Source organism: Streptomyces melanogenes, assembly GCF_014649795.1.
In the GTDB taxonomy this organism is placed as follows: Bacteria; Actinomycetota; Actinomycetes; order Streptomycetales; family Streptomycetaceae; genus Streptomyces; species Streptomyces noboritoensis.
In genome coordinates this window covers 24,353-37,924 of sequence record NZ_BMTS01000016.1, presented here as the reverse complement: position 1 = coordinate 37,924, position 13,572 = coordinate 24,353, and the positions used below count along the sequence as shown (strand labels likewise).

Annotated in this window: 10 protein-coding genes; 7 read left to right on the top strand and 3 right to left on the bottom strand. The window is 70.2% G+C overall.

Going from position 1 to position 13,572, the window contains the following annotated elements; all coding sequences use genetic code 11:
- The 6 genes from IE252_RS29970 (at position 1) to IE252_RS29945 (ending at position 3,471) form a co-directional block, all read left to right on the top strand.
- Positions 1–807: a type III pantothenate kinase gene (locus IE252_RS29970; RefSeq protein ID WP_101389428.1), complete on the top strand. Its 807-nt coding sequence runs from the start codon at positions 1–3 to the stop codon at positions 805–807.
- Between the two features lie 279 nt (positions 808–1,086).
- A complete protein-coding gene (locus IE252_RS29965) occupies positions 1,087–1,665 on the top strand; it encodes a single stranded DNA-binding domain-containing protein (RefSeq protein WP_190092651.1) in 579 nt (192 codons plus the stop codon).
- A gap of 14 nt (positions 1,666–1,679) precedes the next feature.
- On the top strand, positions 1,680–1,859 hold the full coding sequence (locus tag IE252_RS29960; RefSeq protein WP_101389430.1) for a hypothetical protein: 180 nt from the start codon (positions 1,680–1,682) through the stop codon (positions 1,857–1,859).
- A 148-nt stretch (positions 1,860–2,007) separates the two neighbouring features.
- On the top strand, positions 2,008–2,451 hold the full coding sequence (locus IE252_RS29955; RefSeq protein ID WP_190092559.1) for a BlaI/MecI/CopY family transcriptional regulator: 444 nt from the start codon (positions 2,008–2,010) through the stop codon (positions 2,449–2,451).
- Between the two features lie 9 nt (positions 2,452–2,460).
- Complete coding sequence (locus IE252_RS29950; RefSeq protein ID WP_190092558.1) at positions 2,461–2,982, top strand: amino-acid N-acetyltransferase; 522 nt, start codon at positions 2,461–2,463, stop codon at positions 2,980–2,982.
- A 153-nt stretch (positions 2,983–3,135) separates the two neighbouring features.
- Positions 3,136–3,471 carry a histone-like nucleoid-structuring protein Lsr2 gene (locus IE252_RS29945; protein ID WP_101389433.1) on the top strand — a complete coding sequence of 112 codons (336 nt, stop codon included), beginning with the start codon at positions 3,136–3,138 and terminating at the stop codon, positions 3,469–3,471.
- On the opposite strand, the gene IE252_RS29940 is transcribed toward IE252_RS29945, so the two are convergent.
- A complete protein-coding gene (locus IE252_RS29940) occupies positions 3,450–4,097 on the bottom strand; it encodes an SCO3374 family protein (protein ID WP_190092557.1) in 648 nt (215 codons plus the stop codon). The genes IE252_RS29945 and IE252_RS29940 overlap by 22 nt on opposite strands.
- 450 nt (positions 4,098–4,547) lie before the next feature.
- Here IE252_RS29940 and IE252_RS29935 point away from each other — a divergent pair, with 450 nt between their 5' ends.
- Positions 4,548–7,073: an ATP-dependent Clp protease ATP-binding subunit gene (locus IE252_RS29935; protein ID WP_101389435.1), complete on the top strand. Its 2,526-nt coding sequence runs from the start codon at positions 4,548–4,550 to the stop codon at positions 7,071–7,073.
- 72 nt (positions 7,074–7,145) lie between these two features.
- On the opposite strand, the gene IE252_RS29930 is transcribed toward IE252_RS29935, so the two are convergent.
- Positions 7,146–10,253: a serine protease gene (locus IE252_RS29930; RefSeq protein WP_229848862.1), complete on the bottom strand. Its 3,108-nt coding sequence runs from the start codon at positions 10,251–10,253 to the stop codon at positions 7,146–7,148.
- Entirely contained in the window at positions 10,250–13,414 is a 3,165-nt protein-coding gene (locus tag IE252_RS29925; RefSeq protein ID WP_190092556.1) for an NACHT domain-containing protein, read from the bottom strand. The genes IE252_RS29930 and IE252_RS29925 overlap by 4 nt, the downstream gene beginning before the upstream one ends.
- Between the last annotated feature and the right edge of the window lie 158 nt (positions 13,415–13,572).

Sequence of the window (13,572 nt, the reverse complement as noted above, 5' to 3'; positions counted from 1 at the left end):
ATGCTGCTGACCATCGACGTAGGCAACACGCACACGGTCCTCGGCCTGTTCGACGGCGAGGAGGTCGTCGAGCACTGGCGCATCTCCACCGACCCGCGCCGCACCGCGGACGAGATGGCGGTCCTGCTCAACGGTCTGATGGGCATGCACCCGCTGCTCGGGGCCGAGCTGGGCGACAACATCGAGGGCATCGCGATCTGCTCGACGGTGCCGTCGGTGCTGCACGAGCTGCGCGAGGTGACGCGCCGCTACTACGGCGACGTCCCCGCGGTCCTGGTCGAGCCCGGCATCAAGACCGGCGTCCCGATCCTGATGGACAACCCCAAGGAGGTCGGCGCGGACCGCATCATCAACGCGGTCGCGGCGGTCGAGCTGTACGGGGGCCCGGCGATCGTCGTCGACTTCGGCACGGCGACGACGTTCGACGCGGTGAGCGCGCGCGGTGAGTACGCGGGCGGGGTGATCGCCCCCGGCATCGAGATCTCGGTCGAGGCGCTCGGCGTCAAGGGCGCGCAGCTCCGCAAGATCGAACTGGCCCGGCCGCGGGCGGTGATCGGCAAGAACACGGTCGAGGCGATGCAGGCGGGGATCGTGTACGGGTTCGCCGGGCAGGTCGACGGGGTCGTGACCCGGATGGCCCGCGAGCTGGTGGGCCCCGGGGGCGACCCGGCCGACGTCACGGTCATCGCCACGGGCGGCCTGGCCCCGATGGTCCTGGGCGAGGCCCACGTGATCGACGAACACGAGCCGTGGCTGACGCTGATCGGCTTGCGCCTGGTGTACGAACGCAACATCTCCCGCATGTAGCTGCGCTGGGGGCTGTGCCCCGGACCCCGTTGCGTTCGTCTGCGGCCCGTCCCCAACTGGTCGCGCAGTTCCCCGCGCCCCTAACTACCTAGGGGCGCGGGGAACTGCGCGACCAGCCCCCACGGGCCCGCAGCCGACGAACCCGGCCGTCCGCCAGAGGACTTTCCGGAAGGGGCGGGGTGGGGAATTCAACTCGCCCGGGCGGGGCCATTAAACGGATTTTGTCCATTTACGACGTATTGTCGGGTCATGCCCACGCCCTACGGATCCCGCGGCGGAATGGCGTTCAGCGCAGACGAGCTGCGTGTGCTCAGACGTGCTCTCGCCGTCGCCCTCCACCCTGCCCCCCTCGCGGACGCGGACGTCCACGACTGCCTACGGCTAGCCGGCTCCGTGGACGAGGCCGTCCGCGAGGCGAACCGGCTGCGCGCCTTCCTGCTGGCCGACCTCGCCCGCTACCGCACCGCCCTGCCCGGCTCCGCCCCGGGCTATCTGGAGCTGCTCCAGGACGCCCTGGCGGCCGGTTACGACCCGACCCCGGACGACCTGGCGGCGCTGCGCGGGCTGCGCGCGCTCCCCGTGGCCGCCGCCCTGCTCGAACGGTGCCGGCGCCTGGCCGAGCACTCCGTACGGGCGCGGCTCGCCGCCGTGACCCCCGGCCCGCGCACCCGGCTCCTCGCCCTGCCGGGCGGCCGCGCCGCCGCGCAGGACCCGACGCAGCCCCGCCCCCAGCCCAAGTCCGAGCCCGCGCCCGCCCGGCCGCAGCCCAAGGCGCCCCGCCCCATCCCCACCCCCGGCGAGGTGTTCCCGCCGCGCCGAAAGCCCCTGCCCCCGCCCGCCGCCCGCGCCGCCGGGTAGCTACTCTGGTCGGCATGGACTACGTTTCCGCGCTCGTTCCCCCCGTGGTGATGGCCGTCTTCTTCATCGGGCTCATCGTGACGATCGTCAAGAGCCAGGGCGGCCCCAACAAGGGCAAGGAGGACGCGGCCGTGGACGCCGCGCTCGCCCGCGCCGAGGCCGCCCAGCAGCGGCCGACCACCGGCCAGGCCTGACCGGCGACAGAACCCGCGGCCCTTCCAGGCCGCACGGCGCGTTTCACGCGTCAAGGGCGCGCGACCCATATCAGGGGCGCGCGCTCTTTTTGCTGTTCACCACCGTAAATAACCAGCCATTCAGGACATCTCCCACTATGGTGCAGATGTGCCTCGCCAATTGGGAGAGCTGGAAGACGCCGTCATGACGCGCGTCTGGCAGTGGAACCGTCCGGTCACCGTCCGGGAAGTCCTGGAAGACCTTCAGCAGGAACGGTCCATCGCGTACACGACCGTGATGACCGTAATGGACAATCTCCATCAGAAGGGCTGGGTACGCCGGGAAGTCGACGGCCGTGCCTATCGATATACCGCGGTCTCCACCCGGGCCGCCTACGCGGCCGCACTGATGAACGAAGCGTGGTCGCAGAGTGACAACCCCGCGGCCGCTCTGGTCGCCTTCTTCGGCATGATGTCGCCCGAGCAGCGCGAGTCCCTGCGCGATGCCGTACGGATGGTGGGACCGCCCGAGGACAACCCGGATCCGGCCGATCCGCAAGAGAGCGCACAACCCGCAGAACCCGATGGGACTGCCGAGGACGCGGGGCGATAGCGTCCGGTCATGTCTTATGCCCCCGCAAATGCCGTCACCGTCCGCCGGGCCAGGACCAGCGATGTCCCGGCGGTCCGCCGCCTTCTCGACGCGTACGTCGGCGCGGGGATCCTGCTCGACAAAGCGACCGTGACGCTTTACGAGGACATCCAGGAGTTCTGGGTAGCGGAACGCGACAGTGATGCCCGGGTGGTCGGCTGCGGCGCGCTGCACGTGATGTGGGAAGACCTCGCCGAAGTGCGCACTCTCGCGGTGGACCGCGAGTTCAAGGGCGCCGGAGTGGGGCATCTGGTGCTCGACAAGCTGCTCGGCACCGCCCGCTGGCTCGGGGTCCGCAGGGTTTTCTGTCTCACCTTCGAAGTGGACTTCTTCGCGAAGCACGGCTTCACCGAGATCGGGGAGACTCCGGTCGACACCGATGTCTACAGCGAGCTGCTGCGCTCGTATGACGAGGGTGTCGCCGAGTTCCTGGGTCTCGAACGAGTGAAGCCGAACACCTTGGGCAACAGCCGGATGCTTCTGCACCTGTGATCGCGGGAACCCGGCGGAACCGGCAGAGCCCTATGTCCGAATCGCGTACGTTTCCCGCTGTGCAAGGTCCCTGAACCTCTGCCGGGGGTTTGTGTTTTCCAGGCAAAAGCGGTTTCCTTTCCGCGTACTGCATTTTCGATGAAAGGAAATCCGGTGGCACAGAAGGTTCAGGTCCTTCTTGTCGATGACCTCGACGGCGGCGAGGCGGACGAGACCGTGACGTTCGCTCTCGACGGCAAGACCTACGAGATCGACCTCACCACCGCCAACGCGGACAAGCTGCGGGGTCTGCTCGACCCGTACACCAAGAGCGGTCGGCGCACCGGTGGCCGCGCGGCCGGCGGCCGGGGCAAGGCCCGTGGCGCTGCGACGGGCAGCCAGGACACCGCCCAGATCCGCAAGTGGGCCAAGGAGCAGGGCTACAACGTGAACGACCGCGGACGCGTCCCGGCCGATATCCGCGAGGCCTACGAGAAGGCGAACGGCTGAGTTCCCGCCTTACCCGACCTCTTCGCGCCGGCCCTCTCGGGGGCGAGTGCGGAGCCGGTTACCGATTTCGTGGGGAACAAGCGGGCCCGGTGGCATTCCGTCGCCGCCGCGTCCACCAGCCGGACGAGGTCGGGGGTGCCCCCACCGCCCCCGCCGCCCTTGGGACCGGCGAATCCGGCGAAAGCCGGAAGGGTTGCTTCTACCTCGCACCCCGGCTCGGGAGGCCGCAGCCACACGGCGGTCTCCCGCGAGCCGTCCCGGCCGGGCGGCACGCTCCAGCCGGGCGGCAGGGGAGCGGTGATCCGGCCGTCGGCGCCGACGGCCGTCAGGTCCAGGCCGACGCCGCCCCACTCCAGCCAGTCGAGCAGCCCCGGCAGCTCCTCCGCGCTGCCCGCGGCCACCAGGAACCGCATCCGGCGCCCCACGAGGGCGACCGGGCCGGTGCTCCCGTACCTCCCGAGCAGGGCGGCACCGGCGGGCGCCGGGAGGTCGAGCACGTCGAAGCGCAGCCCCGTCAGGAGCCGCACCGGCGGCCCCGCCTCCACGGCCCAGCCGAGCTCCCGCTCGTACCACTGGGCGAGCGGCCGGCCGAGCGGGGCGCGGGGGGAGGGCACGGTGAGGGCCATGACCGGAGCAACTCCTGAAACGTCCCGGAGTTACGCAGAGTTTCCGGACGGATGCGTTCCGTAGGCACATCGGGGGCGCGCGGAAGCATTCGGCGGCGCAAGTGTGTTCGCCCGTAGCTGAGGGAACCAGGGCGCGCCGCATGGACTGTCAGTGCTTACGGGTAAGACATTCCTAGTGGGGAGGGGCGAGAAGCTCGCCGGGCCGTCTCGCGTTCGCCATCGGCGTACTGGAGACAGGGGTATCTGCCTGGCCTGCGGGAACATCGTCTCGCACCATCGAGTTGGAGCAGTTGTCGACAGTTCGGCAGCAAGTTTCCCCGCCTGGGCGGGGGTGATCGGGTCGGATGTCGGCAGTTGGAATGAGCTGTCCCGTCCCACGGGACTAGCATGCGGAAGGACAGGGAGGGGACCGACCCCTTACTGCCCGACCGCTCTGAGGAGCGATTAACGATGTTCGAGAGGTTCACCGACCGCGCGCGGCGGGTTGTCGTCCTGGCTCAGGAAGAAGCCCGGATGCTCAACCACAACTACATCGGCACCGAGCACATTCTCCTGGGCCTGATCCACGAGGGTGAGGGTGTCGCCGCTAAGGCCCTGGAGAGCCTCGGGATTTCTCTTGAGGCGGTCCGTCAGCAGGTGGAGGAGATCATCGGTCAGGGCCAGCAGGCCCCGTCCGGTCACATCCCCTTCACGCCGCGTGCCAAGAAGGTCCTGGAGCTGTCGCTCCGCGAGGCCCTCCAGCTCGGCCACAACTACATCGGCACCGAGCACATCCTGCTCGGCCTGATCCGCGAGGGCGAGGGCGTCGCCGCCCAGGTCCTCGTGAAGCTGGGCGCCGATCTCAACCGGGTCCGGCAGCAGGTCATCCAGCTGCTCTCCGGCTACCAGGGCAAGGAAGCCGCCACCGCGGGCGGCCCGGCCGAGGGCACGCCTTCGACCTCCCTCGTCCTCGACCAGTTCGGCCGGAACCTCACCCAGGCCGCTCGTGAGTCCAAGCTCGACCCGGTCATCGGGCGCGAGAAGGAGATCGAGCGGGTCATGCAGGTGCTGTCCCGCCGTACCAAGAACAACCCGGTGCTCATCGGCGAGCCCGGCGTCGGCAAGACGGCGGTCGTCGAGGGCCTGGCGCAGGCCATCGTCAAGGGCGAGGTGCCCGAGACCCTCAAGGACAAGCACCTCTACACCCTGGACCTCGGCGCGCTGGTCGCCGGCTCCCGCTACCGCGGTGACTTCGAGGAGCGCCTGAAGAAGGTCCTCAAGGAGATCCGCACCCGCGGCGACATCATCCTGTTCATCGACGAGCTGCACACGCTCGTGGGTGCGGGTGCCGCCGAGGGCGCCATCGACGCGGCCTCGATCCTGAAGCCGATGCTGGCCCGCGGTGAGCTCCAGACCATCGGCGCCACCACGCTCGACGAGTACCGCAAGCACCTGGAGAAGGACGCGGCCCTCGAGCGGCGCTTCCAGCCCATCCAGGTCGCCGAGCCGTCGCTGCCGCACACCATCGAGATCCTCAAGGGTCTGCGCGACCGGTACGAGGCCCACCACCGCGTGTCCATCACGGACGAGGCGCTGGTCCAGGCCGCGACGCTGGCCGACCGGTACATCTCGGACCGCTTCCTGCCGGACAAGGCGATCGACCTGATCGACGAGGCCGGCTCCCGGATGCGCATCCGCCGGATGACCGCGCCGCCGGACCTCCGCGAGTTCGACGAGAAGATCGCGGGCGTGCGCCGCGACAAGGAGTCGGCCATCGACTCCCAGGACTTCGAGAAGGCGGCCTCTCTCCGCGACAAGGAGAAGCAGCTGCTCGCCGCGAAGGCCAAGCGCGAGAAGGAGTGGAAGGCCGGCGACATGGACGTCGTCGCCGAGGTCGACGGCGAGCTCATCGCCGAGGTCCTCGCGACCGCGACCGGCATTCCCGTCTTCAAGCTCACCGAGGAGGAGTCCTCCCGCCTGCTGCGCATGGAGGACGAGCTCCACAAGCGCGTCATCGGCCAGAAGGACGCCATCAAGGCGCTCTCCCAGGCGATCCGGCGCACCCGTGCGGGTCTGAAGGACCCGAAGCGCCCCGGTGGCTCGTTCATCTTCGCCGGCCCGTCCGGTGTCGGTAAGACCGAGCTCTCCAAGACGCTCGCCGAATTCCTCTTCGGCGACGAGGACGCGCTGATCTCCCTCGACATGTCGGAGTTCAGCGAGAAGCACACGGTCTCGCGCCTCTTCGGTTCCCCGCCCGGATACGTGGGTTACGAAGAGGGCGGCCAGCTGACCGAGAAGGTCCGCCGGAAGCCGTTCTCCGTCGTCCTCTTCGACGAGGTCGAAAAGGCCCACCCGGACATCTTCAATTCCCTGCTCCAGATCCTGGAGGACGGTCGTCTGACCGACTCCCAGGGCCGGGTCGTCGACTTCAAGAACACGGTCATCATCATGACCACGAACCTCGGCACCCGGGACATCTCCAAGGGCTTCAACCTGGGCTTCGCCGCCCAGGGCGATGTGAAGACCGGCTACGAGCGGATGAAGGCCAAGGTCAACGAGGAGCTGAAGCAGCACTTCCGCCCCGAGTTCCTGAACCGTGTCGACGACACGGTGGTCTTCCACCAGCTCACCGAGGAAGACATCATCCAGATCGTCGACCTCATGATCGCCAAGGTGGACGAGCGCCTGAAGGACCGCGACATGGGCATCGAGCTCAGCGCGGACGCGAAGTCGCTCCTGGCGAAGAAGGGCTACGACCCGATCATGGGCGCGCGCCCGCTGCGCCGCACCATCCAGCGCGAGATCGAGGACATCCTCTCGGAGAAGATCCTCTTCGGCGAGCTGCGCCCGGGCCACATCGTGGTCGTCGACACCGAGGGCGACGGCGAGGCGAAGAAGTTCACCTTCCGCGGCGAGGAGAAGTCGGCCCTGCCGGACGTCCCGCCGATCGAGCAGGCGGCCGGCGGCGCCGGCCCGAACCTGAGCAAGGAGGCGTAGCCTCCACGGGCTCGTCTTGAGGGGCTGCCCCGGTCCGTACGGACCGGGGCAGCCCCTTTTTCGTGCGTACGGTCAGAGGGGCTGGCCGTTCACGGTGACGGTTACTCCGGAGAACGTGCGGAGTTGTTTGCGTTCTTCACGGCTCAGCCGCGGCCTGATGAGGTCCGTGAGGTGCAGCGTTTCCAGCGAGGCGAACGGCCGAAGCAGCTGCTGGTAATCGGCGACGGTGTTCGACACGTCCAGATGGACTGTGCGGATCTGCGGGCAAGGTGTGCCACTGAGGAGCTCCGACGGAATGCCCACCCTGAAGTCCAAAGAAGCGAGCCTCGGCATTCTCGCCACCTGAGCGAGGAGACCTGCCGGGTCCGGTGCTCCCGGCACCGACAAGTGTGACAGCCCCTGCCATGCATCCAGCCCGCTCGGATCTCCCAGCACCTCCACGTACAAGTCCGTGACTCCGGTATGCGCTGGTACCGCTGCCAGGCCATTGGCTCCCACCCCGCTGAGATGGAGGGATTCGAGGGCTGTGAGCCCCGTAAGAGCGGAGAAGTCTTCGAGGACGGAGCAGCGGCTAACGGTCAGCCGACGAAGTCCACGGACACCACGGAGGAAGGAAAGACTGGATAGGGCATCGTTGGACAGCATCTGTAGGAAGACGAGCGACAGGTCGTCCAGAGGGCCCGTCAGTTCCTCGGCGGTGAAGTTGCCCGCGATGAGCACCTCTTGGACGTCCGAGAGAGTTCGAACCTCGTCCAGTTGGTCTTTCGACGTGACAGGCAAAGGGATGTCCGTCCATGAGATCTGCGAGAGCACCTCGCGCGCGTATGCGGCGGTGGGGTAGCGGTCCCATGCGCTCGCGAACGCATGCGCCGCCACACGGCCGTGAGAGGCCCAGGCGCGCGCGTAGGGGATGGCCTCGCCCCCGCCGATCCTGCTGATGAGCGCGGCAATACCGCCCGCCTCGTATGAATTGACCCCGATGGCGTCAGGCATGGGCAACTGAGGGAGCAGGGTGGGGCCAAGACGGGCTAGTAAAGGGATCACGTACGAGTTCCTCGGCGGCAACAGAGCCGCGATACTCCGTTTCACCCGTTCACTGGTCTGCTCGTCGAGCCACGCCGCATACTGGGCGCAGAGCGCGGCCAGTACATGGGCTTCGTACGCTTGCCGCCCCTTCACCTTGAGTAATCCCTTGACCAGTACCGGCAGTTGGCTCCGCCCGCAATGCCCAGCCGCCAGCAGAACCACGTCCTGCCACTGTTCCTCCGCCGCGTGCTGGACCAACTCCTTGATGTGGTCGTCCTCCACCAGTTCCTTCGCCGCCAGGAAGTCCTGGAAGGTGCGATGCGTGAACTGGTAGACGTCGCTGCCGCGTTCCTGGAGCAGGCCGCTGCGGTTGAGGAGGTGGCGCAGGACCAGCTCCGGGGTGCCCTGTTCCCGTACGCGTGGCATTCCCGGCAGGGCGCGCAGAATCTGCAGCCCGGCCTGTTCCGCCGTGAACTCCGTCTGTCCCTCCCGCACCAGCCACACCGCGATCCGCTGGAGCAGCTGCGTGGACTCCTCCACCGTGAGGGTGATCCGCTCCGGCGCGCCCACCTTGCGGCGCTCGTCGCGGTTGCCGAGGAGCATGCGCAGGGCCGACTGGTACAGGTCCCAGCGGGTCTTCGGCAGGAAGCCCTGACGCAGCCGGTGCAGGGCGCAGATGACCGCGCAGAGCAGGGGCGTACGGGCCAGGGCGGCCAGCGTCGCGTTGGTGCGGAACTGGTGGGCCAGATCCCGTTCCAGCTCGTCCAGCGGCTCGTGCGGGTCGCTGTCGAGCCGGGCCGCCCGGTGCCAGGCGGTCACGAACGCCTGGATGTCCTCGTCCCGCATCGGCAGCAGCCGCAGCTCCTCGAAGTCGGCGCGCCGCAGCCACCCCGGCTCCACCGCGAGCGGGCGTACGGTCGCCACGCACCGCACCTGCGGATAGCGCTCCAGGAGGTTGGAGATCCAGCGGTGGGCCTCCTCGCGGTCGTCCTGGGGGACCTCGTCGAGCCCGTCCACGAGCAGCATCGCCCGCCCGGACTTCAGGACCCGTGCGGCCCACCCCTCCGGGGCCTCGTCGATCACCAGCCGCGCGGCGTACGGAAGCTGGCCGGGCAGCGGATAGGCGCCGCCCTGGGCGCGCAGGGTGCGCAGCGGCACGACGAACGGCACCAGGCCGTTCAGATCGGCCAGTTGGGGCCCGAGCGTGCCCGCCGCCGCGTGCGCGGCCAGCCACCACACCAGGGTCGTCTTGCCCGCGCCCGCCTCGCCCCGCAGCAGGACGCGCGGGCGGGAGGCGAGCAGCGCGTCGATGCGCTGGGGCGCCCCGGCGTCGGGAAGACCGCGCTCCCGGGACCCCTTCGGCTGTGCCTCCAGGCTCAGATACGCGGTGTCCAGGTCCCACTCCGCGTCGTGCCGGTTCAGGTCGTCGAGCCCGAAGATCCGGGTGCGGCGGTACTGGGCGCGCAGGGCCTTGGCGTACTCCGCCTCGTACGCGATGTCGTCCGCGTGCTGTCCGGCGACCATGTCCAGCTTCTGGGGTACGTCGAAGTCGGCGCACCAGGAGGTGAACTCCGCCTTCGCGGAGAGCGCCGCCACCGGTACGCACTCCACTCGTCGGTGCCCGCGCCCCTGCGGCACCTCCTTGACCAGGCCGACCACCGTCTCGCCCACGAACACGGGCGCACCCGAGAGCCCGGCGAGCGGGGAGCTTCCGTCGCGCCGCTCCCTCGCGGGCGGGCGGTCGAACTCGAAGGTCAGCTTCTGGCGGAGGCGGCCCGCGACGGGCAGGACGGTCCCGGTGAACTGGTCGAGGTCCAGCCGGTCGCCGTCGTACCGCTGGACGTCCGGAAAGCCGATGATCTCGCAGTAGGGGAGCGGCCGTTCGGTGGCGACCACGCCGAGCCGGGCCCCGGACAGCTGCGAGATCAGCCCCCACCCCGAGCCGCAGGACAGCAGGGCGGCGTCGAGGCCCGGGTCCTGCCAGACCACATGGCACGCGGTCTTCCCGGCCAGCCCGGGCACCTCGATCGTCGTTTCGTCGTCGAGCCCGAGATGCGCGCAGGTGAGCACCAGCCCGGAGCCGATCAGCACACCCGTGCCCTGCATCGCCCCGAACACCCCCACGACATGGCGGGAGCCCTGGAAGTCGCTCACGTCGCCACCGTCCCACCGGCGCGTACCTCGACCCCTTCCGGGAGCCGGTCCGTCCCGGTCACCGTATGGCTGGCCTGGACATTGATCTGGAGCAGCGTCGGCGGGGCCGCGAGGCGGCTCACGTCGTACTCCCGTTGCTGCGCCCACAGGTTCAGCACGTGCAGGCGCGGGAAGAGGGCCGCGAGCCGGGCGAGGGCGGTCGGCGGCACGTGGTCGGTCAGATAGACCTGGAACACGGACGGCAGGGCGAGCCCGGCGGGGGCGGTGGACAGCGACGTGCCGGTCACCTGCAAGGTGCGCAGCCGGGGGACACGGGCCACCTCCGCCCACTCCTCCGGGCTCTCCGGGCTGCTCCACGGGCCGAGGTAGAGGCCGGTCAGGGCCGTGGCGCTGTCGGCCAGGCCCCGCAGGTCGGCCGCCGCCACCCCCGTGACGTCGAGCGTCTCCAGCGGGGCCGCCGCCGGGAGCGCGGCCGGTGACCACTTCAGCCGGTCGCCGGTGAGGGTGAGCGCGCGGAGGTGGCGCAGGGAGGCGAGCGGGCTCAGGTCCGCGTTGCCGATCCCGCTCAGCGACAGCTCCGTCAGCGGCTTGTCGTGGAGGCCGGAGAGGTCCGTCAACCGGGGGCAGTCGCGTACGCCCAGATCGGTGAGCGGGCCCGCCAGGAACGACAGGTCCTCCAGCGTCGGGTTCTCCCGCAGCCGCACCCGGGTCGGCGAGGCCTCGGCCGCGTACGCCCGCAGGGCCTGGGCCGACACCTCGCCGCGCGTCTCCAGCTGCGGCCGGGTGCCGAGCGTCCGCAGGGCGCGCAGCTGCTCGTCCGAGGTGACCGTGAAGAGGACGTCCTCGGGGTCGATCCCGGCGATGACCTCGTCGGCGTACTGCCGGGTGTCGAACCGGCCCCAGGACCAGACGAGCTGGGCCCTCACCCGCCGGGCCGGGTGGCTGCCGAAGCGGGCCAGGAAGGCGATCGCGCGCTCCGACTCCACGTACGAGGCGGCGGTGACGACCAGCTCGGCCGTGTACTTGTCCAGCCCCTCCGGCCCCGGCAGCAGGTCCAGGATCATCGGGCCCGCCGCCGCGAGCGCCCGCGCGGCCACCAGGTCGCGCGGCGGGATCAGCGCGGCCGTGCGCCGCTCGACCTCCGTCCGTACCTCGGCGGCGAGTTCGGGCGCGTGCTCCAGGCAGGTGGCCGCGAGCAGGTGGACGCGGGTGCGCACGGCCGTGCCGGTGTGCTCGTCTCCGTACCGCAGCAGCTCTCCGAACAGCTCCACGCGCTCGCGCGGGCGCGCGTGGGCGACGGCCATGCGGATGACGTCCTCCCACTGGTCGTCGGCGGAGTGGGCGACGAGGAGGCCGAGGTCGCCCGCCTCCACGGCGGCCCGCGCGCCCAGGTAGTCCTGGAAGGTGCGGTGGATGAAGTCGACGGTGCCGGGGGCCGGTTCGCGCAGCAGGCCGCTGCGGTGCAGGAAGTGCTCGAAGACGGCCCGCGCGTCGCCGAGCTCGGCCAGCTCCGGTACGGAGGGGAGCAGATCCGCGATGATCGTCTCGGCGCGGGTGCGGTCCATCTCGGTGCGGCCATTGCGGATCAGCCAGTACGCGAGCTGCTGGAGGAGCTGGATCTGCGGCTCCTGGCGGCGCTCGGGCACCCGCATGTCGCGCTCGCGGTCGCGGCGGATCAGCAGCATGGAGAGCGCCGCGTCGTAGAGGTCCTTGCGGCCGTAGGGCAGGAAGCCGCGCCGGTCGCGGTGGAGGGCGCAGATCAGGCCGCACATCAGCGGGTTGGTGGCGAGCCGCCCGAGGTCGGGTTTGGCGCGCACGGCTTCGAGGAGCTGGCTTTCGTACGCGGTGAGCTCGTCGTCGTCGGTCCCGGTCCGTGCCGCCGTGTGCCAGCGCCGGACGAACGCGGCCACGTCCGCCGGGCTCATCGGGCAGAGCGTGAGCTCGGTGAAGCCCTCGTCGCCGAGCCAGTCCTCGCCGACCGCCGAGGGGCGCGAGGTGACCAGCCAGCGGTTGCCGGGGTAGGCCTCGATCAGATCGCTGAGCCAGGCCCGGGTGTGGGCGCGCTCGGCGTCCGGGATCTCGTCGATGCCGTCGACCAGGATCAGGCCGCGCCCGTCCTCCAGGACCCTGGACTCCCAGCGCGGCGGCTGCTCGCCCGCCAGCGGGGAGCCGACGGCGGCCAGGAAGTCCTTGGGCGCGGGCAGCCGGGCGCCGTGGCGGGTCAGGGTGCGCAGCGGCAGGACGTACGGGATGCGGTCGTAGAGGTACGCGGTCCCGTGGTCGAGGTCGTCGCGCGCGGCGGACAGGGCGAGCCACTGCACGAGCGTGGTCTTGCCGGATCCGGCCTCGCCGCGCAGCAGTACGCGCTCGTGGTCGGCCAGGACACGGTCGGCGGGGCGCGGAGCGAAGTCCTCCCCGGCGCTCGCGCGGTCCTTGTGCCAGGTCACGGCGCTCGGCCCCACCACCTCCAGCCGCAGGTACGCGGTGTCCAGCGGCCATTTGCGCGGCGAGTTGGCGAGATCGATCCCGTAGATCGTCAACTTGCCGTGCTTCTTCGCCAGATGCGCGAGGTAGCGCGCCTCGAACTTCCCGTCCTGAGCGTCCGGGCGCGGTGTCCGCGCGATCAATTCATCCATACGGGCGATGAGTTCGCTCTGTTGCCGACTCTGCTCGACCAGGGTCGCGGCCACGAAGGTGGAGCGCTGGGTGAAGAAGTTCAGGATGTGCAGACAGGCGGTGTCGAGGAGGCGTTCGTAGAAGTGGGTGGCGTCGGCGGAGAGGTGGCGCTCGGGGTGGTCGCCCGCGCGGCGCAGCTCGCGGGCGAGCTCCCGGTGGCCCAGGGCGACCGCCTCGGCGTCGCTGAGGGTGAGCTCGCCCAGGGCGTGGAGGGTCCGGGCGAGCGCGTCGGCCACGGCCCGCTCCTCGTCGGCCGGGACCGGCCGCTCGCCGGACCGCAGGGCGGCCCTGACCAGCTTGGCGGCGAGGGCGCGCAGATCCGCCTGCCCGAGCGTGCGCTGCTCGCCCCGGAAGGAGACGTACGAGGAGATCCGGACGGGTTGCTCGGCCAGACCGGCACCGGCGGGTTCGGCCGTGAACAGCTTGCGGATGAGCGGGGTGACGGCGGCGGACGCGACTTTGGCGGTTAACAGTCCGGGTTCCACGACGCGCCAGCGTAGCCGTGGTCACGGGACCTTGGTCCCGAAAAGGAAGGACTTAGGTCCCGCCGGAGGGGGCCGAGCGGTGACAAGGCGCACAAGCCCCCAGCCCTCTACTACGACGGATAGCAGCCCATGACCCGTGCCCGGGCCGAATTCCACGG